This window comes from Methylococcus capsulatus, assembly GCF_036864975.1.
GTDB lineage: Bacteria > Pseudomonadota > Gammaproteobacteria > Methylococcales > Methylococcaceae > Methylococcus.
On the sequence record NZ_CP104311.1, the window covers coordinates 2,798,538 to 2,818,129 of the forward strand.

General features: G+C 60.2%; 18 protein-coding genes and 1 tRNA gene. 13 read left to right on the forward strand and 6 right to left on the reverse strand.

Annotated features, from left to right (window positions below; all coding sequences use genetic code 11):
- The first annotated feature begins 86 nt into the window (after nucleotides 1-86).
- The 10 genes from serC to lapB all read left to right on the forward strand — a co-directional run bounded on the left by serC (nucleotide 87) and on the right by lapB (nucleotide 10,876).
- Nucleotides 87-1,169, forward strand: coding sequence for a 3-phosphoserine/phosphohydroxythreonine transaminase (gene serC / locus N4J17_RS13675; protein ID WP_198321975.1), 1,083 nt, complete (start codon nucleotides 87-89; stop codon nucleotides 1,167-1,169).
- A gap of 10 nt (nucleotides 1,170-1,179) precedes the next feature.
- Nucleotides 1,180-2,358, forward strand: coding sequence for a phosphoglycerate dehydrogenase (locus N4J17_RS13680; protein ID WP_198321976.1), 1,179 nt, complete (start codon nucleotides 1,180-1,182; stop codon nucleotides 2,356-2,358).
- Between the two features lie 24 nt (nucleotides 2,359-2,382).
- Nucleotides 2,383-3,471 (forward strand): prephenate dehydratase, encoded by a 1,089-nt coding sequence (gene pheA, locus N4J17_RS13685; protein ID WP_198321977.1) that lies wholly within the window; start codon nucleotides 2,383-2,385, stop codon nucleotides 3,469-3,471.
- A 10-nt stretch (nucleotides 3,472-3,481) separates the two neighbouring features.
- On the forward strand, nucleotides 3,482-4,597 hold the full coding sequence (gene hisC, locus N4J17_RS13690) for a histidinol-phosphate transaminase (protein ID WP_198321978.1): 1,116 nt from the start codon (nucleotides 3,482-3,484) through the stop codon (nucleotides 4,595-4,597).
- The gene (locus N4J17_RS13695; protein WP_198321979.1) at nucleotides 4,594-5,466 is read left to right on the forward strand and encodes a prephenate dehydrogenase; all 873 of its coding nucleotides are present in this window, start codon (nucleotides 4,594-4,596) and stop codon (nucleotides 5,464-5,466) included. The genes hisC and N4J17_RS13695 overlap by 4 nt, the downstream gene beginning before the upstream one ends.
- The gene (gene aroA, locus N4J17_RS13700; RefSeq protein ID WP_198321980.1) at nucleotides 5,459-6,772 is read left to right on the forward strand and encodes a 3-phosphoshikimate 1-carboxyvinyltransferase; all 1,314 of its coding nucleotides are present in this window, start codon (nucleotides 5,459-5,461) and stop codon (nucleotides 6,770-6,772) included. Before N4J17_RS13695 ends, aroA begins: the two co-directional genes overlap by 8 nt.
- Before the next feature lie 6 nt (nucleotides 6,773-6,778).
- Nucleotides 6,779-7,447: a (d)CMP kinase gene (gene cmk, locus N4J17_RS13705; protein WP_198321981.1), complete on the forward strand. Its 669-nt coding sequence runs from the start codon at nucleotides 6,779-6,781 to the stop codon at nucleotides 7,445-7,447.
- A gap of 116 nt (nucleotides 7,448-7,563) precedes the next feature.
- On the forward strand, nucleotides 7,564-9,231 hold the full coding sequence (gene rpsA, locus N4J17_RS13710; protein WP_198321982.1) for a 30S ribosomal protein S1: 1,668 nt from the start codon (nucleotides 7,564-7,566) through the stop codon (nucleotides 9,229-9,231).
- 73 nt (nucleotides 9,232-9,304) lie between these two features.
- Complete coding sequence (locus N4J17_RS13715; RefSeq protein WP_198321983.1) at nucleotides 9,305-9,592, forward strand: integration host factor subunit beta; 288 nt, start codon at nucleotides 9,305-9,307, stop codon at nucleotides 9,590-9,592.
- 63 nt (nucleotides 9,593-9,655) lie between these two features.
- Nucleotides 9,656-10,876 (forward strand): lipopolysaccharide assembly protein LapB, encoded by a 1,221-nt coding sequence (lapB, locus tag N4J17_RS13720; RefSeq protein ID WP_198321984.1) that lies wholly within the window; start codon nucleotides 9,656-9,658, stop codon nucleotides 10,874-10,876.
- Here the strand turns inward: lapB and asd are convergent.
- From asd to N4J17_RS13740, 4 genes are all read right to left on the reverse strand, one after another.
- Nucleotides 10,842-11,708 carry an archaetidylserine decarboxylase gene (gene asd, locus N4J17_RS13725; RefSeq protein WP_198321985.1) on the reverse strand — a complete coding sequence of 289 codons (867 nt, stop codon included), beginning with the start codon at nucleotides 11,706-11,708 and terminating at the stop codon, nucleotides 10,842-10,844. The two genes, lapB and asd, sit on opposite strands and share 35 nt — an antisense overlap.
- Entirely contained in the window at nucleotides 11,705-12,649 is a 945-nt protein-coding gene (locus N4J17_RS13730; RefSeq protein ID WP_232470261.1) for a hypothetical protein, read from the reverse strand. Before N4J17_RS13730 ends, asd begins: the two co-directional genes overlap by 4 nt.
- A 27-nt stretch (nucleotides 12,650-12,676) precedes the next feature.
- Nucleotides 12,677-13,648 (reverse strand): 2-hydroxyacid dehydrogenase, encoded by a 972-nt coding sequence (locus N4J17_RS13735; RefSeq protein WP_198321986.1) that lies wholly within the window; start codon nucleotides 13,646-13,648, stop codon nucleotides 12,677-12,679.
- A 96-nt stretch (nucleotides 13,649-13,744) separates the two neighbouring features.
- Nucleotides 13,745-14,932, reverse strand: a complete 1,188-nt coding sequence (locus N4J17_RS13740; protein WP_198321987.1) for an aminotransferase class V-fold PLP-dependent enzyme — start codon at nucleotides 14,930-14,932, stop codon at nucleotides 13,745-13,747.
- A 265-nt stretch (nucleotides 14,933-15,197) separates the two neighbouring features.
- Between N4J17_RS13740 and N4J17_RS13745 the strand changes: the two genes are divergently transcribed.
- From N4J17_RS13745 to N4J17_RS13755, 3 genes are all read left to right on the forward strand, one after another.
- Nucleotides 15,198-15,274: transfer RNA gene (locus N4J17_RS13745), tRNA-Met, on the forward strand.
- Nucleotides 15,275-15,697: 423 nt separating this feature from the next.
- Nucleotides 15,698-17,248, forward strand: coding sequence for an FAD-binding oxidoreductase (locus tag N4J17_RS13750; RefSeq protein WP_232470262.1), 1,551 nt, complete (start codon nucleotides 15,698-15,700; stop codon nucleotides 17,246-17,248).
- 285 nt (nucleotides 17,249-17,533) lie between these two features.
- On the forward strand, nucleotides 17,534-18,625 hold the full coding sequence (locus N4J17_RS13755) for a transglycosylase SLT domain-containing protein (protein ID WP_277458223.1): 1,092 nt from the start codon (nucleotides 17,534-17,536) through the stop codon (nucleotides 18,623-18,625).
- A 4-nt stretch (nucleotides 18,626-18,629) separates the two neighbouring features.
- Here the strand turns inward: N4J17_RS13755 and N4J17_RS13760 are convergent, their stop codons facing one another.
- Nucleotides 18,630-18,986 (reverse strand): HopJ type III effector protein, encoded by a 357-nt coding sequence (locus tag N4J17_RS13760; protein WP_198321988.1) that lies wholly within the window; start codon nucleotides 18,984-18,986, stop codon nucleotides 18,630-18,632.
- Nucleotides 18,983-19,591: an arylesterase gene (locus N4J17_RS13765; protein WP_277458225.1), complete on the reverse strand. Its 609-nt coding sequence runs from the start codon at nucleotides 19,589-19,591 to the stop codon at nucleotides 18,983-18,985. The genes N4J17_RS13760 and N4J17_RS13765 overlap by 4 nt, the downstream gene beginning before the upstream one ends.
- Nucleotide 19,592: the final 1 nt, after the last annotated feature.

A 19,592-nucleotide genomic window follows, 5' to 3' on the forward strand; every position in this document is an offset into this window, starting at 1 on the left:
TTCAATACCGATACGGGACTGGCGCTAACTTCCCGGGCGAGGGGCGCGAGCGGTCCTCCACGTCTACGAATAGCGGGAGTCTGCCCATGACACGTATCTACAACTTCAGCGCCGGCCCTTCGATGCTGCCGGAAGCGGTCCTGCGCCGCGCGGGCGAAGAAATCCTCGAGTGGGGCGAAAGCGGGATGTCCGTGATGGAAATGAGCCATCGCGGCAAACATTTCGGTGCCATCGCCGAAAAGGCGGAAGCCGATCTGCGCGAGCTGCTCGCCATCCCCCCCGAATACAAGGTACTGTTCCTGCAAGGCGGGGCTACCGCCCAGTTCGCCATGGTCCCAATGAACCTGCTGCGAGACAGGGCCGCGGCCTGCTATGTCGATACTGGCATCTGGTCGGGGAAGGCGATCGAGGAGGCCAGTCGTTACTGCGACGTCGTGGTTGCGGCCACTGCAAGGGCGGGCGGTTTCACGACGGTGCCGCCGCGTAGCGAATGGCGGATCGACTCCGACGCGGCTTATCTCCACTACACCGCCAACGAAACGATCAACGGCGTTGAATTCCAGGACGTCCCGGATTCCGGCGGCCTACCCCTGGTGTGCGACATGTCGTCCAACATCCTTTCCCGCCCGATCGACGTGAGCCGGTTCGGACTGATCTATGCAGGTGCCCAGAAGAACATGGGACCGGCGGGAATCACCGTGGTCATCGTCCGGGAAGACCTGATCGGAACGACGATCCCGGGTACGCCCACGGTGTTCGACTACAAGAAGCACGCAGACAACGGCTCCATGCTGAACACGCCGCCGACCTACATCTGGTACCTGCTCGGCCTCGTGCTGGAATGGCTTAAGCAGGAAGGTGGGGTGGCGGTCTTGGAGACCCGCAACATCCGCAAGGCGCAAAAGCTCTACGCCGCAATCGACGCTTCGGCGCTCTACTCCAATCCGATCGACCCGGCCTTCCGCTCGCGCATGAACGTGCCCTTCCGCCTCGCCGACGCCCGATTGGAAAAGACTTTCGCCGCCGAAGCCGCAGCCCGCGGACTGGTGGCGCTCGAAGGCCACCGGTCGGTCGGCGGTTTGCGCGCCAGCATCTACAACGCCATGCCCGAGGCTGGGGTGGATGCACTCATCGCCTTCATGGCGGACTTCGAGCACCGGTACGGCTAGGGGGTGTGCCATGTACAAGGTTCTGACTTACGACAACATCGCGGTGACTGGCCTGGAACGCTTGCCGCGGGACCGCTATGAGGTTGCTTCGGAGATCCAGCATCCCGATGCCATCCTGCTGCGTTCCTTCGACCTGAAGGGCGTCACGATTCCCGACTCGGTCCGCTGCATTGGCCGGGCCGGCGCCGGCGTCAACAACATCCCGGTGGCTGACTGCAGCCGGCGCGGCATACCGGTATTCAACACTCCCGGCGCGAACGCCAACGCCGTCAAGGAAATCGTCGTCGCCGGAATGCTGCTGGCGGCGCGGCATATCTGCGAGGCCTGGGATTTCACCCGCTCGCTCGCAGGCGACGACGCGGCCCTCGCCCAGGCGGTCGAGCGGAACAAGAAGAATTTCGTCGGCACCGAACTGGCCGGCAAGACGCTGGGCGTACTCGGTCTGGGCGCGGTCGGTGTCGGCGTCGCCAACGCCGCGGTGTCCCTGGGGATGAACGTGACCGGCTTCGATCCGGCACTCACGGTGGAGCGCGCTTGGCAGCTTTCCGCCGCCGTCTCCCGTGCCGGCAGTACCGACGATCTGATCGCACACGCCGATTTCATCAGCCTGCACGTGCCGCTGAACGGCGAAACCCGGAACATGATCGATGCTGGACGGCTGGGATCCGTGAAGAAAGGGGCCGTGCTACTCAATTTTTCGCGCGCCGGCATCGTCGACGAGGTGGCAGTTCGCGCGGCGCTGGAACACGACCGGTTATCCGCTTATGTCAGCGATTTCCCGACCGCCCGCCTCATGGGTGTCAAAGGCACCATCCTGCTGCCGCATCTAGGCGCCTCGACGGTCGAGGCCGAAGACAACTGCGCAGTCATGATCGCGGACCAGATCCGTGATTTCCTCGAAAACGGCAACATCCGTAATTCGGTCAACTATCCGACAGTCGAAATGCCGCGTTGCCACCCCCATCGCATCGGGGTCGCCAATGAAAACATCCCCAACATGGTGAGCCAGATCTCGGCAGCCTTGGGGGAGGCTGGTCTGAACATCCTGGAGTTGTTGAACAAATCGCGCGGCGAATATGCCTATACGCTTATCGACCTCGACACGGAGGTTCCACCGGCAGTTCTGGACAGGATCGCGAACATCCGCGGAGTTCTGTCCGTCCATCCTTTACTCGCCCACCGACCTTAAGACGTCAGCTTTTTCAAGACACGCATGGCGAACGATCTTTCTCTCGCGGAACTGCGCAAGCGCATCGACGAACTCGACGACCGGGTGCTGGAGTTGCTCAACCAGCGGGCACGGTGTGCTCAACAGGTGGCCGAGATCAAGGTCGCAGCAGGCGAGACCGACTGTTTCTACCGTCCCGAACGGGAAGCGGAAATCCTGCAGCGGCTGACGGCGAATAATCCCGGTCCGCTAGGCAGAGAGGCCGTGGTCCGTTTTTTCCGCGAAGTGATGTCGGAATGCCTGGCCCTCGAAAAGCCGCTGAGCGTCGCCTTCCTCGGCCCGGAAGGGACGTTCACCCAGCAGGCGGCATACAGGCATTTCGGGCAGGCCATCCAGACCATCCCACTGCCGGCCATCGACGAAATCTTCCGGGCGGTGGAGAGCGGCGCCTGTCATTACGGCGTGGTTCCGGTCGAGAATTCGACCGAAGGCGTCATCACCCATACCCTGGACAGCTTCGTGCGCTCCAGTCTGATCATCGCCGGGGAGGTTCAGCTGCGCATCCATCACAACCTCCTGTGCAAGACACCGACCGCGTTGGCCGAGCTGACCGAGGTGTTCTCCCATCCGCAGTCGCTGGCGCAATGCCGAGGCTGGCTGGACCGTTTCCTGCCCGGTGTACGCCGCACACCGCTCGGCAGCAACGCCGAGGCCGCCCGGCGGGCGGCGGAAACCGCCAGTACGGCGGCAATCGCGGGCGAAGTGGCGGCGGGACTCTATGGGCTGGAAATCTTGGAGCGCAACATCGAGGACGAACCCGACAACACGACGCGGTTCCTGGTCATCGGTAGCCAGCCGGTGGGACCGACCGGCCGTGACAAAACGTCGCTGCTGTTGTCCACCCGCAATGACCCGGGCGCGCTGTTCCGTCTAATCGAACCGTTCGCCCGCCTGGGGATCAGTATGACCAAGGTCGAATCGCGGCCTTCGCGGCGGGGCATGTGGGACTACTTTTTCTTCATCGACGTGGAAGGGCATCAGGCCGATCCCATTCTGGCGCAGGCCCTGGCCGAGGTTCGCGAGCACAGCTGCACGATGCGTATCCTGGGCTCCTATCCGCGCGCACTGAGCTGACACTTTCGACATGAACATCACTACACTCGCGGTCCCCGGCATTCGCGGACTCACGCCCTATCAGCCCGGCAAGCCCATCGGCGAGCTGGAACGGGAGTTCGCACTGGAGCGCATCGTCAAACTGGCCTCCAATGAGAATCCTCTGGGCGCGAGCCCCAAGGCGCTGGAAGTCGTGCGGCGGATACTCGGCGCTAGCCATCTCTATCCCGACGGTAACGGTTTCGAACTGAAGGCCGCGCTGGCGCAAAAACTGGGCGTCGAGCCGGCGCAGATCGTCCTCGGCAACGGCTCCAATGACGTGCTTGATCTGGTGGCGCGGGTGTTTCTCGCGCCAGGACGCAATGCGGTGTATTCCGAACATGCCTTCGCTGTCTATCCGATCGCGACCCAGACTGCGGGGGCGACGGGAAAGCCGGCCCCGGCTCACGACGGCAGCCGGGGTCCGCGCTTCGGCCATGACCTGCAGGCCATGCTGGAGCGGGTCGACCCCGATACCCGCGTCGTCTTCATCGCCAATCCGAACAACCCGACCGGGACGCTGCTCGGCCGGTGTGAGCTGCATTCTTTTCTGGCGGCGCTGCCCGAGCATGTCATCGCGGTCGTGGACGAGGCCTATTTCGAGTATGCAAATTCCCCTGACCATCCGAACGCGTTGGATTGGCTGGAGGAGTTTCCCGGTCTGATCGTCACCCGCACGTTCTCCAAGGCCTACGGGCTGGCAGGCCTTAGGGTGGGGTATGCGGTTTCCGGAAGGGAGGTCGCCGACCTACTGAACCGGGCCAGACAGCCGTTCAACGTCAACGCCCTGGGACTGGCCGCCGCGACCGCTGCCCTGGAAGATACTGGCTTTCTGGAAGCCACGGTGCAGGCAAACGATGCCGGCCTGCGCCGGCTGGAAGCCGGTTTCCGGAAGCGGTGCCTCGATTTTATCCCTTCCGCCGGCAATTTCCTCAGCTTCGATCTGGGCAGGCCGGCAGCTCCGGTTTTCGACGCCCTCCTGCGTGAAGGGGTCATCGTGCGTCCCGTGGGAAATTACGGCCTGCCGAACCATCTCCGGGTTACGGTCGGCACTACGGAAGAAATCGACATTTTCTTCGCCGCCTTGGATCGCGTGTTGGGTTCATGAGCCGGCGGCTCTGCGTCATCGGCGTCGGCCTGATCGGCGGTTCGGCTGCCCGGCGCGCCCGAGGATTGTTCGGTGAAATCATCGGCGTCGATGCCGATTCGGACAACCTGGAGCAGGCGGAAGCCCTGGGGGTCATCGATCGCGGCTGTGACCATCCGGAGCAGGGCGCGGAAACGGCCGATTTCGTGCTCATCGCGACACCCGTCGGCGCTATCGAGCCGTTGTTCCGAGGGCTGCAGCCGGTATGGCGGTCGGATTGCGTGTACACCGATGTCGGCAGCACCAAGGGTAACGTGATTGAAGCTGCCCGGCGCGTGTTCGGCAAGGTGCCAGGCAATTTCATCCCTGGCCACCCGATCGCCGGTGCCGAGCGCAGTGGGGTGGAAGCCGCCGACTCGGGATTGTTCGAAGGTAAACGCGTCATCCTGACGCCCTTGCCGGACAGTGCGCCCGAAGCGCTGGCACGAGTGGAAGAGTTCTGGACGTATCTGGGCGCAAAGGTGGAGCAAATGGAAGCCGGACGTCACGACGAGGTGCTGGCAGCGACCAGCCATCTACCCCACGTGCTGGCCTTCACGCTCGCGCGTATGCTCGGCCGCAAAGACGAGCAGGCGGAAATCTTCCGCTACGCCGCCGGCGGTTTTCGTGATTTCACCCGTATCGCCTCCAGCGATCCCCGGATGTGGCTGGACATCTGCCGGGCCAACCGGGAGCCGCTACTGCAGCTCCTGGGCGAATACGAAACGGCGCTGCGCGAGGTGGCGGCACTGATCCGCAGCGACGACGCCGGGCGCCTCTACGCCTGCTTCAGCGAAGCCAGGTCCGCCCGCGAAAAATTTCTACAGTTGACGGAAAACAATCATGCATGACAAAGACGTGGTATTCACCGCCAAGCCCGGCGGACGAATGCGGGGCGACATCCGGGTGCCGGGCGACAAGTCCATCTCCCACCGGTCAGTGATGCTGGGTTCGCTCGCCGAAGGCGTGACCGAGGTGAGCGGCTTCCTCCAGGCCGAGGACTGTCTGGCGACTATGGCGGCATTCCGGGCGATGGGTGTTGCAATCGAAGGTCCGTCGGAAGGCCGGTTGCGTATCCACGGCGTAGGCCTGCACGGCCTGAAGCCGCCCACCGCGCCTCTGGATCTCGGTAATTCCGGGACGTCGATGCGCCTCTTGAGCGGACTGCTGGCCGGCCAGGCATTCGATGTGACGCTGACCGGCGATTCATCGCTGGTACGCCGGCCGATGCGTCGGGTGACCGAACCGTTGCGGGCCATGGGCGCACGGATCGATACCACTGAAGCCGGCACCGCCCCGCTATACATCAGCGGTGGGACCAAGCTGAAAGGTATTGCTTACGAAATGCCCGTCGCCAGCGCCCAAGTGAAATCCTGTCTGCTGCTGGCCGGCCTCTATGCCGAAGGCAGAACCTGCGTTACCGAGCCCGCACCGACCCGCGACCACACCGAACGCATGCTGGCCGGTTTCGGCTATCCGGTGGCTCGGCACGGCAATCGCGTTTGCATCGAGTCCGGCGGCAAACTGTCTGCCACCCACATAGACGTGCCGGCTGACATCTCGTCGGCGGCTTTTTTCATGGTCGGTGCCGCGATCAGCCCAGGCTCCGATGTGTTTCTGCGTCACGTCGGAATCAACCCCACGCGTACCGGCGTTGTCGAAATCCTTCGGGCAATGGGTGCCGACATTGAGATACTCGACCCTCGCGAAGTTGGTGGTGAACCGGTGGCGGACCTCCGCATCCGTCATCGTGAACTGCATGGCATCCGCATTCCCGAGCATACCGTGCCGCTGGCCATCGACGAATTCCCGGCCCTGTTCGTCGCGGCGGCCTGCGCCAAGGGTGAAACCGTGCTGAGCGGGGCCGAGGAACTGCGGGTCAAGGAAAGCGACCGTATCCAGGTCATGGCCGACGGACTGACCGCGCTGGGTATCGAGGCCCACCCGACCCCCGATGGCATGGTCATCCAAGGCGGCAGCCTCCAGGGCGGCACAGTCGATTCGCGCGGCGATCACCGCATCGCCATGTCATTTTCGATCGCAGCATTGCGCGCTTCCGATCCCATCGAGATTCACGATTGCGCCAATGTGGCGACTTCTTTTCCCAACTTCGTCGAACTGGCGTGGACCCTGGGTTTGGACATCGAGGTCAACTGAACCGATATGCAGGACACCATTCCCGTTCTCACCATCGATGGCCCCAGCGGCGCCGGCAAGGGCACCACGGCCCGCGCGGTCGCAGCCAGGCTCGGCTGGAACTTTCTGGACAGCGGGGCGATCTACCGAGCATTGGCGGTCGCGGCCATGGACCGGAGGGTCTCCTGGGAGGACGAAGCGGCGCTGGAGGCACTCGCAGAATCGATGGATCTCGTTTTCGAGGCGGGTCCGGCGCCGCGTATCCTGTTGTGGAACAACGATATCGGCAGGCGTATCCTCACCGAGGAATGCGGTAACCTGGCTTCGAAAATGGCGGCATTTCCAGCAGTGCGCCGGGCCTTGCTCGACAAGCAGCGCAGCTTCCGCCGTCTGCCGGGGCTGGTGGCAGACGGCCGCGACATGGGAACGGTGGTTTTCCCGGACGCACCGTACAAGATTTTTCTTACCGCTAGCGCGGAGGTTCGGGCGCTCCGGCGCTATAACCAGTTGAAAGAAAAAGGCATCGATGTTAGCCTAGCGCACTTGACCGAAGAGATAGAGGAGCGCGACCGGCGCGACCGGGAGCGGCAAACTGCCCCGCTTCGAGCCGCAGAGGATGCCGTCGTGATCGATTCATCGGATTTGACCGTCGATGAAGTGATCGAGGCTTGCCTTTCGGTGGTGACATCGCACTGAAATCCCGAGGCCAATACAGTACGTAGGGTGTGTTCCGCAGCGAGCGGGCACGATCATCAACCAACTCAACCAACATTCGTCCGATTTCAATACCTCGGACGCTGGAATCATCGATCATGGGCGAAAGCTTTGCAGAACTGTTTGAAGAAAGTCTGGCGAAAGCCGAGATGCGTGCGGGCAGCATCATCACCGGCACCGTCGTCGATATCGGCAACGACGCGGTCGTCGTCAATGCCGGACTGAAATCCGAAGGCGTCATCCCGAAATGGCAATTCCTCAATGCCGATGGCCAACTGGAAGTCCAGGTGGGCGATCAGGTCGAGGTCGCATTGGACATGGTGGAGGACGGTCTGGGCGCGACCTTGCTGTCCCGTGACAAAGCCAAAAAGCTCAAGGCCTGGGATGACCTGGAGAAAGCTTTCGAAAACAACGAGACTGTCGTCGGCCGTATCGTCGGCAAGGTCCGCGGCGGCTTCACCGTGGCGATCGGCGCCCTGCGGGCGTTTCTGCCCGGCTCCCTGGTGGACGTCCGTCCCGTGCGAGATACCACCTTCCTGGAAGGGCGGGACCTGGAATTCAAGGTCATCAAGATCGATCAGAAGCGTAACAACGTGGTGCTGTCGCGCCGTGCGGTGGTCGAATCCGAGTTCAGCGCCGAGAAGGAAGCGCTGATGGAGAGCCTCAAGGAAGGCGCCGTCGTCACTGGCGTGGTCAAGAATCTCACGGATTACGGCGCGTTCATCGACCTAGGCGGTATCGACGGCCTGCTCCACATCACCGACATGGCCTGGAAGCGGGTACGCCATCCGTCTGAAGCGGTCCAGATCGGTCAGGAGCTGCAGGTCAAGGTGCTCAAGTACGATCAGGAAAAGAACCGCGTGTCGCTGGGCCTCAAACAGCTCGGCGAAGACCCGTGGGTCAACATCGCCCGCCGCTATCCTGCCGGTACCCGCTTGTTCGGGAAAGTCAGCAACATCACTGATTACGGCTGCTTCGTCGAGCTGGAAGAGGGTGTCGAGGGTCTGGTCCACGTCTCGGAAATGGACTGGACCAACAAGAACGTCAACCCGGCCAAGGTCGTCCAGCTCGGCGAGGAAGTCGAGGTCATGGTCCTCGACATCGACGAGGAGCGCCGCCGCATCTCCTTGGGCATGAAGCAGTGCCGGCAGAATCCCTGGGATGAGTTCGCTGCGACGCACAAGAAGGGCGAGAAGATCAGCGGCACGATCAAGTCGATCACCGATTTCGGTATTTTCATCGGCCTCGACGGCAACATCGACGGGCTGGTACATCTCTCCGACATTTCGTGGTCCGTGCCGGGCGAGGAAGCCATCCGCCAGTTCAAGAAAGGCGACGTGCTGGAAACCGTCATCCTGGCGATCGATCCCGAACGCGAACGCATCTCGCTGGGCATCAAGCAACTAGAGCAGGACCCGTTCCAGAACTTCCTGGCAGCTCACGACAAAGGTTCGATCGTGCGCGGCATAGTGAAGGAAGTGGATGCCAAGGGTGCGGTCATCACTCTGGCGGACAACGTGGAAGGTTATCTGCGCGCCTCCGAAATCCAGCGTGATCGGGTCGAAGACGCACGGGCATTGCTGAGCGTGGGTGAGGAAATCGAAGCCAAGTTCATCGGCGTCGACAAGAAGACCAAATCGATCTCACTGTCGATCAAGTCCAAGGACCAGGACGAGGAAGCGGCCGCGATCAAAGACTACTCGCATCAGGCAGCCGGCACGCCGACCCTCGGCGACATCTTCAAGGAACAGATGGAAAACCGCTGATCGCTCAGGTTTTTCCCGGCGGAGGGGGCCATGAGGCCCCTTCCGGTTCGCTTTTTGGAACCTGGAAATCGACATGACTAAATCGGAATTGATCGAATCCCTGGCCGGAAAGTACCCGCATTTGTCTCCCCGGGACATCGAGCATGCCATCAAGGAGATGATCGGCTACATGAGTGAAGCACTGGCCGGCGGCGAGCGCATCGAAATCAGAGGGTTCGGCAGCTTCTCCCTGCACCATCGCCCCCCCAGGATCGGCCGGAATCCCAAGACCGGCGAGTCCGTTCATCTGCCGTCCAGGCGCGTTCCTCATTTCAAACCCGGCAAGGAGTTACGCGACCGGGTCAATTCGATCAAGGAATAACGCCTTTTTCGGCGGGTAATTTCTTGCCACCGTCCTCCCCAGGCCGATCGTGGAGGTGCTGGAATGCCAGACGGCTTTATGCTCGAACTGTTGGCCCTGCTTCTTCCGGTGGCCGCGGCTTCGGGCTGGTATGCAGCATCCAGACACCACGGACGAAACCGATCGGATGGACTGAAAGACGGCCTCCGACGGGCCTATCAACCCCCCACCGATACAGCCATCGGAGCCAAAGCCGATGAGGCTTTTCAGCTGCTCAGACAGATCGCTGATTCCAGCGCCAAGAGCTTGGAGTTGCAGTTGGCTCTCGGCAGTCTGTTACGCAGGAGCGGAGAGCTTTCCAAGGCGATCGAACTGCATGAACGCCTCCATTCCCAGCCCCAGTTGTCGGACGAGCAGCTCCACGCCATTCGTTTCGAACTGGGCATGGATTATCTCAGCGCGGGATTGTTGGATCGGGCCGAAAACGTCTTCGCGGGTTTGACGGCGAGTGCTTCACACGGCAAGGCTTCGCTCCAGCAAATGCTGGCGATCTACCAGAGTGAAAAGGATTGGGTGAGGGCAGCCGAATGCGCCCGATCACTCAAGAAACTCGGCGCCGGCCAGCGCAACGCCACTTTGGCTCACCTCCTATGCGAGCAGGCCGAGTCGGCGATCGCCCGGGGAGAAACGGTCGCAGCACAGACCCATCTGCAGCAGGCCCTGGCCGAAGATCCGCGCTGCGTCCGGGCGACCCTCCTGAAATCACGACTCGCGCTGCAACGGCAGCAATGGGCGGAAGCGGGTGTCCTGCTACGGTCGGTGGAATTCCAGAATCCCGCCTTTCTCTCGGAGGTCATAGGGCAATTGCGGCTCTGCCATGCCAATCTTCGGGACATGGACGGGTATCTGACCTATCTCGACTATGTCTATCAGCGTTATCGTACGGAGGCGGCCGCCATACTTCTGGCCGACGAACTGGCGCAACGGGAAGGGGCACAGGCGGCTGCGAGCTATCTGACGGGGCTGCTGTCCGAGCGGTCCAGCCTGAACTTGATCCGCCGCACGCTGCATTATGCCGGATCGGTCACCTGTCTCGACAGCACTTGCATGTCGGTCCTGCGTCGCTGCCTGACCGCTCTCGACAGCCTTGCGGCCCAGCATCCCGGGTACGGCTGCATCCAGTGCGGCTATGAATGCTGTGAGCTGCATTGGCACTGTCCGACCTGCCGCGCTTGGGAAACCATCCAGCCATCCGGTTCGGATGTCGGCTTCACCGGTAAGACCCCAGCGACATACCCATCTTGACAGAGAGCCCGGCTTCAATCTCGGGCCGCCAACACGCATGGCCGGCGCCGAAAAGAACGATCACCGTCGATCCCATGTTGAAGCGGCCGATTTCAGCGCCGCGCTCAAAACTGAGACCTTGTCCTGAATAATCCCACCGCCGGATCGTCTTTGAGCGAGGCGGTGTAACCTCGCCATACCAGACGGTCTCGATGCTCGACACGAAAATCGCTCCAACTAGAATAACCGCCATCGGTCCCGCGACAGTATCGAAATAACAGATCACCCGTTCGTTTCGCGCAAAGAGATTTGGGATGTTTTCCGTCGTCGCGACGTTGACGCTGAACAGGGCGCCTGGCACATGCACCATGGCCGCCAGAGTGCCGGCCACTGGAAGATGGACACGATGGTAATCACGGGGCGAAAGATAGACAGTGGCAAAGCTGCCGTTTTCGAATTTCGCCGTGCGGCAGTCATCGCCGCCGAGCAGTTCGGCCAGTTCGAAGCAGTGTCCTTTGGCTTGGAACAGCCGCCTGCCTTCAATGGCGCCGATCTGACTTATTACACCGTCCGCGGGACAAGCAATGCCATCGGGCTCGCTGCAGATCGGTCTCACACCAGGTTTGAGTGCGCGTGTGAAAAACGAGTTGAAGCACTCGAATGAATCCGGCGAAGTGCAAATCGACTCCGTGAGATCGACCCGATAGAGCTTGCAGAAGGTCCGGATCATGGCGTTCTTGAACCATGGTCGGCGAATACGCACCACCCTGTGCATGAGCCGTGAAAGGCCGTGTTGCGGGAGCAGATATTGTAGGCTGGCAAACAGCTTGGACGACGATGGGGGCATGATCATTCGTTGATGTGAACGCGGGCGAAACCATGATTTTCGTCGAGAAACAGCGTGACGTCGGCGCGCGCAGGCATTTCCGCCAGCATGTGCCGGGTGAGGCGCTCGTAATGCATGATGAAACGCCGCAGCGCCGTCTCATCCATCAGGCGGTGCCCCGAGGAGCCGTTGCCAATTGCTGCTGCGAGCTTACGCTCCTGCAAACTTCGCCACTGGTATACGCATTCCATGTCGGGGACCTTCAACATGATCAGCCTGTCCAGCCGGCCGAATAATTCCGCGTAAGGTCCGCCGAGCTGTTCGTTGACATAGGTCCGCCAGCTACCGTCGGCGTCCTCCCCGGCCTCCAGCGCATTGATCGGACGGACCAGATGCTCACCGGATTGAGGAAGGCAACCGACGCACCAGCCTTCAAAAATGACGATATCGACCGGGGCGGAGGTCTGCGGCCAGGCCGACATCGGACATCGGTCGTCGATCGACTTGTCGAACGCCGGCAAAGCCACGGCGATTTCCGGCCCGGCCGTCGTTAGACGATCGAGCGTCTGCAATCCCAGGCCGACGTCGTGAGTGCCGGGAACACCCCGCGTCACCAGGAGTGGATGCACTTCCCGCGCCAGCCGCTCCCGTTCCGATCTCGTTTTGTAGATATCATCGAGCGAGAAACCGGCAACTTTACACCCATAGCCCTCGCGCAGAATCAAAGCCAGGAATTCGCACAGTGTCGACTTGCCGGAGCCTTGCGCACCGTTGACGCCGAGTACGAAAGGGCCGTCCTTTTTGTGCGCCACAACCCAAGCCGCCAGCGGCAAATAGACTCTCGCCAAGGGTTCGGCAAGCGTGAAGGGTATGCGCTGCTGGCCCATCGAGGCCAGGAAAACCGGCCGGACCCGCTCCCAGATCGACCGAAAGACATCCTCCGGCAATATCCAGGCGGGCCACAACATGGACGGATCGGCAACCATTGCCCGCAATCAGGCTACTTTGTCCCTCGGTGGACGCCCTTCGAAAAACGCAGCGATGTTGTCGATGACACGCATACCCATCGCGACTCTCGTCTCCTCCGTGGCACTGCCCAGATGAGGGAACAATACGACGTTGTCGAATTCGAGAAAACCCGGATTCAGTCTGGGTTCGCCTTCGTAAACATCCAGGCCCGCACCCCGGATACGCCGGTTTCGCAAGGCGTCGATCAGCGCTTCACTGTCGACCACATCGCCGCGGGCGGTATTGATGAGATAGGCATGCGGTTTCATTCGCGCCAAACGCTCGGTATTGATCAAATGCCGGTTTTCTTTACTGCCTGGGCAGTGGAGTGCGACGAAATCGGCGCGTTCCAGCACCTCCTCCAGCGTACCACATTGCTCGGCACCAAGGGCATCGATCAGGTCCTGAGGCGGCGGAAAGGGATCGTAAAAAATGACGGGCATGTCGAATCCAAAATGGGCCTTTTTCGCCATGGCGCGGGCAATCCGTCCGAAGCCGACGAGTCCCAAGGTCTTGCCGGTCACCTTGGTACCGAGCATGTGGGTGGGGCGCCACCCCGCCCATCGGCCACTACGGACCTCCCGCTCACCTTCGCCGCCCCGGCGGGCGACTTCGAGCATGAGCAGCATCGCGATATCGGCGGTACAGTCGGTCAGCACGTCCGGAGTGTTGGTGACGGTGATGCCGCGCCGCCTGGCGGCTTCGATGTCGATATGGTTAAAGCCCACCCCGAAATTGCCGAGGATCTTGCAGCGCAGCGGCTCCACACCCAGCACATCGGCATCGAGGGTATCGGTGACCGTGGGCAGCACCGCATCATAATCACGCAGAGCTGCCTTCAGCTCATCCCGGCTCATGGGATGATCATCGGTGTTGAAAACGACGTCGAACGACTCCCGGAGTCTGCTTTCACAAGATTCCGGCCAGCGCCGCGTCACCAGTATTTTGGGTTTGCTCATGACTGCAGCTCCAGAAAGGGGAGGGCGCGCCGGACGGCGCGCTCCGATGGGATCTTGCCCGCAGCGGCGATCCGTACCGCTGCAAGGCCAGGCGGATCAAATCCGGGGCTGGATTGCCGGAGCGGTCTCTCGCCAATAAGTACTGGCCGCGGCGATGCCGCTGCCCGGCATCACGGGGATACCCACATCCCGCATGGCCATTTCCGAACCTACGATGGCACTGGCCAGGCTCAATTCGTTGAGATCCCCCAAGTGACCGATGCGGAATACCTTACCCGACACCTCGCTCAGACCCGCACCCAGCGACAGGTTGTAGCGGTAGTAAGCCGTGTGGATCACGTCACGCGCATCAAACTCCGGCGGCACGACGACAGCCGAGACGGTATTCGAATACCATTTCGAATCCTGGGCGCAGAGCTTGAGTCCCCAGGCGGCTACCGCCCGGCGGACGCCTTCCGCCAAGCGGGCGTGGCGGGCGTAAACGTTTTCCAGTCCTTCCTCGAGCAGCAATTCCAGCGACTTGCGCAAGCCATACAGCAACGGGATCGAAGGCGTGTACGGGAAGAAACCGCCGGCGTTATGGATGATGTGGTCGTTGATGTCCAGGAACGCGCGCCTGCACTGCGCGGACTCGCGCGCCTTGAGCGCCTTTTGGCTGAAGCCCACCAGTGCCAGACCGGCCGGCAACATGAAGCCTTTCTGGGAACCGGCCACACCGATATCGATGCCCCATTCATCCATGCGGAAGTCCAGGGAGCCGATGGAACTCACGCCATCCACATAGAACAGAGCAGGGTGGCCGGCGGCATCGATGGCCTTGCGTACGGCCGGAAGGTCGTTGGTGACACCGGTCGCAGTCTCATTGTGGCAGATCAACACCGCCTTGATTTCGTGGGCGGTATCGGCTTTAAGGCGCGCCTCCAGTCTGTCCAGCGGCACCCCCTGGCCCCACGGCACCTCCTCGTATTCGACTTCAAGGCCAAGACGTCTGGCCAAATCGATCCACAGATGGCTGAACTGCCCAAAACGGTAGGACAGCACTTTGTCGCCGGGAGAGAGTGTATTCGAAAGGGCGATTTCCCAACCCGCGGTTCCCGTGGCCGGAAAGATGAAGCACTGTCCTGCTTCCGTCCGGAATATCTTTTTCAGATTCTCCAACAGCGGCGTCACAAGGGAGGGGAAGTCGGGCCGCCGATGGTCCTCCATCGGTACGTGCATCGCGCTGAGAACGGCATCCGGGATATTCGTCGGGCCGGGAACGTAAAGATGGTTGCGACCAGGCATCAAATTCACCTTGAGTTTAGGATTTGGATATTGCTCTTATTCGTAGAGGTGTGGGCGGGGACAGGACGAACCTCGACACTGATCCATCCCCTCAGGAAAGAGGACAATCATGCCACAGCAGTCAGACATTCTTCAATCACGAAGCGCTCTTGACACGGGGGTGACCGAAAATGATAATGCGCGCCTTCACTTCCGGGGCGCGTGTCACGCAGCCCTTCTGGCAACAAGCCGTCCCGCGCTTTCGGCGGGCGGACACATCATCGATGGTGGCGTAGCTCAGTTGGTTAGAGCGAGGGATTCATAACCCCTAGGTCGGCGGTTCGATTCCGCCCGCCACCACCAAATCACACTTTCCCCGTGCTGCTCACCCATCAAACAAGGCTTGCCGCGCTATTGGCAAGCCGCCGATGAGCGTGACCCTATATTTTACATAATATACATTATGCGCACTAATGTGCGACCTGCAACGGGCAGAGGTTCAGATGCATCGTGAATCGCGCCGCCATGCGAGTCGCCCGGACATTCCCACCGCTGGAACTCCTCACAATCCCAGACATCCGGGCAAGCCGAACCGTGCTCTCGCCCTCGAAATGCCTCCTCGCGTGCCGAGAAGACTCTGGTACTCTGTCCAGATGACATTCGGCCTCGCGATCGAGGTTTCAAGGTCACAATGACCGCCGCACAGGTCACGCCGCTGAGTCGACCGGCAGAGCCGGGACTTATGTCAAGAACAATTTACTGATACCCGTCAACATTTATTTCGGCATGCTCGAATATATATTAACCTACCATCGCGGTATTTTTGCCACGCTGTTCTTGTTACCTATATCAGTCATTTATAGCGCCTATGTCAATCTGAGAAACCGCATCATGTTTTTCTGGCGGACTGCGCCGGCTAGGCATGATGAAAAGGTCCAGCGCGTGATCAGGCAAATCGAGCTATGGAAAGAACAAGGATGCAAAGAAAAATTATGTACTGGTCGTTCGGGATGGAAAAGCATGAGCGAACTCATCCCAAGATATAAATATTCTTACAGAAAAATCCATCTTGATTTATATGATATTCTTGAAATCGATGCGATCCGGCGTGTCGTGAGGGTCGAACCTCTGGTCACAATGGGACAGTTATCCTCAACCCTGAGGGCTGAGGGATGGATGCTTCCTGTGGTTCCCGAGCTGAATGATTTGACTGTGGGCGGCCTGATCATGGGGTTCGGCATTGAAACCAGCAGTCATAGATACGGCCTTTTTCAACACATATGTGAATCTTTCGAGATCGTAACAGCTGATGGGGATTTGGTTCCCTGCAGTCGCTCCGAAAATCCAGAGCTGTTTCATCAGATTCCATGGAGTCATGGTACACTCGGTTTTCTTGTGGCCGCAGAACTTAAAATAATGCCTGCCAAAAAATATGTAAGACTGCGTTACCAGCCCATATTTTCTTTGAGCGAAATGACGAAGCTGTTTGAGTCCGAGGCCAGGAACGCCGACAACGATTTCGTGGAAGGGATCGTATACAGTAGGGACACGGCCGTCATCATGTCCGGCAGACTGACAGACATGGCAGGACACGACGGCCCTGTCAATCCCATAAACCGGTGGTATAAACCCTGGTTCTTCAAGCATGTGGAGAATCGCCTCCGGTCGAACTCGAGCAGCGTCGAATACATTCCTTTAGAGGATTACTTTCATAGGCATACAAGAAGCTATTTCTGGATGATGAAAGACATTATCCCCTCCGGTAATCATCCGCTGTTTCGGGCTCTGTTGGGCTGGGCGCTGCCTCCACGTATCGAGCTGCTGAAGTATACGGAAACGGAAACCACCAGAGATCTGAGGGATCGCCACCAGATGATTCAGGACATGCTGATACCTATACGATATCTGAGGAAATCCATCGAATATTTTGACGAGCATACAGCACTCTATCCTCTCTGGCTGTCCCCCATGTCGATCTGGCGCAGCGGCGAGAATATCGGGTTCGTTCGCCCCTTCCGCGACGAAAACGGCATCGAGGACGAGCTGTTCGTGGACATCGGCGCTTACGGCACCCTGAAAAAGAAAGACATAGATGCCAGGGACGTGCTCAGCTCGCTTGAGCAATTCGTCCTGCAGCATCACGGATATCAGGCGCTATATGCGAAAACGGCTTTGAGCCGCTCTGATTTCCGGCGAATGTTCGATCATACCGGCTATGATCGTCTGCGCGACAAATTGCCGTTATGCAAGCTAGCATTCGACGAGGTATATGACAAGGTATCGACTGCGGCTCGGGCAGCCCCCCTTGAAATCCGGCGGATGAAGAAAAATCAGTAAGCGCCGCTCGCCTGTGGGATAGAGACTTGCCACGGAGTGGTGTTTGAGGCAGAATCTGAAACCAAATAAGATAGGGATCAACCATTTCTGTCGTATATTCATAAGTTTATGCCCGAGCGATTATCCCCGCATGCCCTTCTCAATGGCAGGCAAAAGTGTCGGTCTTCGCTACTGCGAAGAGCGACGCGATTGATTGGTACGCTGACTTTTCCACCGCTCCTGGCAGCCTGTGCTCATACTCCGCCGCCAGCCAATCAGCATTCGGTAGCGCATCGCGATGTCAAATTGCCGCCGGGGAAGCCGGTCGACCCGTCTTATCTTCGGCTGCCGTCGGACCTGGCGCTGCTGCAGGACCGGCTGGCGAGCCGCATGTGGAACGGAGATCTGCCGGTGGGAGAAGACTCTGAAACGGCCATGGCTACGGCAACCAAGAGACGAAAAACCAGGGCGACGGCCGATCTGCGTCTGGCCAGGGCGGTTTCCGGCCCGCCGGGGAAAGACGGCTTATGGCAGCATATCAGGCAAAAGCTGGTTCTGGGCGACATTCGGCATGAAGCGGTGGATGCCGAAATCGAATCCTTCAGACACAATCCGGCGCATCTCGATGCGCTTGCACGGCGGGGAGAACCTTTTCTGCATTATCTGGCAAGCGAAATCGAGCGCAAAGGGTTGCCCATGGACGTGCTTGTCGTCCCCATGGTCGAAAGTGCATTCGATCCCTTGGCGGTTTCCCCCCGCGATGCCGCCGGCCTGTGGCAGATCGTGCGCAGCACGGGCGAGGAACACGGACTCACCGTGGACGAAAACTATGATGGCCGTTACGACATACCTGCCTCGACGTCCGCGGCCCTGTCGTACCTGAAACATCTCGGCACCGTTTTCAACGGCGACTGGCTGCTGGCCTTGGCTGCCTATAATGCCGGCGAGGGGGCGGTGCAACGGGCGGTCGCGGCCAGTCTCAAAGCCGGCCGCGATGGCAGCTTCTGGACGCTCGATCTGCCGGCCGAAACCCGAGCCTACGTGCCTCGTATACTGGCCTTGTCCAGCATCATCGCCCATCCGGAAGGTTATGGCCTGAAGCTCAGGAAAATCCAGAACAAGCCCTACCTAACGAGGGTGGAAGTCGATTCGAAGGTGCGTGTGGCCGAGGTCGTCGCTGGCTCAGGACTCCCTGAGCAGGAATTTTTCAAGATGAACCCTGCCCTCAAACCCGGCGTGCAACCGCCCAAAAGACGCTACGATGTCCTGCTGCCGGTCGAAAGCGCCGCGGCGCTGGCCTCCTGTCTCGACGGCACAAAACCGGTAACATTCCGGAAAAACGGCGGCCGGCGCGGTGCCACGCTGTCGGCTCTCAGCCGCCATTCCGGGCACGGTTAGCGGCTCAGCGCGGTGCCAGAGGACTTTCTTCCGGAAAGTCGATCCCCTCCCAGCCGTATTTCATGAAAGTCCGGATGTTGCGATGATCGTCGCCGTCCGGATGACCGAGCACGTCTTCCCAGTAATAGTCGCCGAACAATGCGAGGGTTTCAGCGACCGACAGCCCATGCAAGTGGGCGAAACCAAAAATCTTGCATGAACCCGAATTGATACCGGCCGGATTGATCACGACGTCGTTCCCCAGTCCGTTGCGAAATTCGGTCGGAGTAAAATAATAGGCCGAATCGATCGCATCGACGGTGTCGGTGAAGGCGATGCGTTCGCCTTGCCGTACGCGGGCAATGAGTTCTTCTGTCGTCATGGTCGTTTGATCGAAGTCAGGAGTGGCTCGAGCTTGTCAAGCACGTTTTTCATCAGAATGGGTTGCGCTTCGGCGTTCGGGTGCAGGCCATCGGACTGTAATAGGTGTTCATTACCCCCTACCCCGTCGAGAAAAAATGGTAGAAGCTGAACCTGTTTCTCTCCGGCGAGTTCCTGGTACACCCGTTCGAAGGCGTCCGCATAGCGGAAGCCGTAATTCGGTGGAAGTTTCATGCCCAAAAGCAGGACCTCTGCCCCGGCCAATCGCGCTTCATCGATCATGGCGCCGAGGTTGGCTTTCAACGCCGCCGGAGGCAGGCCGCGCAGGCCATCGTTGGCGCCGAGTTCCAGGATCACGATCCTGGGATGGTGCGCTGCCAGCGCCGCAGGCAGGCGGGCTACTCCGCCGGCACTGGTATCACCGGGAATGCTGGCGTTGACCACGGTGATGTTCCGCGGCCGCAATCTTTCCTGCAGTAATGCCACCCACCCTTGGCGGCTGTCCGAGAGACCATAGCCGGCACTGAGGCTGTCGCCCAGGATGAGCACCGAACCTGCATCTGCGGAATCCGCCGCAGAGGGGAACCCCGAGATGAAACCGAACATA

Bases quoted from the DNA above. Each gene is read 5' to 3' on its own strand.
- N4J17_RS13765 (WP_277458225.1), bottom strand. From the start codon at position 19,591: ATGTTCGGTTTCATCTCGGGGTTCCCCTCTGCGGCGGATTCCGCAGAT.
- rpsA (WP_198321982.1), top strand. From the start codon at position 7,564: ATGGGCGAAAGCTTTGCAGAACTGTTTGAAGAAAGTCTGGCGAAAGCC.
- N4J17_RS13680 (WP_198321976.1), top strand. From the start codon at position 1,180: ATGTACAAGGTTCTGACTTACGACAACATCGCGGTGACTGGCCTGGAA.
- N4J17_RS13715 (WP_198321983.1), top strand. From the start codon at position 9,305: ATGACTAAATCGGAATTGATCGAATCCCTGGCCGGAAAGTACCCGCAT.
- cmk (WP_198321981.1), top strand. From the start codon at position 6,779: ATGCAGGACACCATTCCCGTTCTCACCATCGATGGCCCCAGCGGCGCC.
- aroA (WP_198321980.1), top strand. From the start codon at position 5,459: ATGCATGACAAAGACGTGGTATTCACCGCCAAGCCCGGCGGACGAATG.
- hisC (WP_198321978.1), top strand. From the start codon at position 3,482: ATGAACATCACTACACTCGCGGTCCCCGGCATTCGCGGACTCACGCCC.
- lapB (WP_198321984.1), top strand. From the start codon at position 9,656: ATGCCAGACGGCTTTATGCTCGAACTGTTGGCCCTGCTTCTTCCGGTG.
- N4J17_RS13750 (WP_232470262.1), top strand. From the start codon at position 15,698: ATGCTCGAATATATATTAACCTACCATCGCGGTATTTTTGCCACGCTG.
- N4J17_RS13760 (WP_198321988.1), bottom strand. From the start codon at position 18,986: ATGACGACAGAAGAACTCATTGCCCGCGTACGGCAAGGCGAACGCATC.
- serC (WP_198321975.1), top strand. From the start codon at position 87: ATGACACGTATCTACAACTTCAGCGCCGGCCCTTCGATGCTGCCGGAA.
- asd (WP_198321985.1), bottom strand. From the start codon at position 11,708: ATGATCATGCCCCCATCGTCGTCCAAGCTGTTTGCCAGCCTACAATAT.
- N4J17_RS13735 (WP_198321986.1), bottom strand. From the start codon at position 13,648: ATGAGCAAACCCAAAATACTGGTGACGCGGCGCTGGCCGGAATCTTGT.
- N4J17_RS13740 (WP_198321987.1), bottom strand. From the start codon at position 14,932: ATGCCTGGTCGCAACCATCTTTACGTTCCCGGCCCGACGAATATCCCG.
- N4J17_RS13695 (WP_198321979.1), top strand. From the start codon at position 4,594: ATGAGCCGGCGGCTCTGCGTCATCGGCGTCGGCCTGATCGGCGGTTCG.
- N4J17_RS13730 (WP_232470261.1), bottom strand. From the start codon at position 12,649: ATGTTGTGGCCCGCCTGGATATTGCCGGAGGATGTCTTTCGGTCGATC.
- pheA (WP_198321977.1), top strand. From the start codon at position 2,383: ATGGCGAACGATCTTTCTCTCGCGGAACTGCGCAAGCGCATCGACGAA.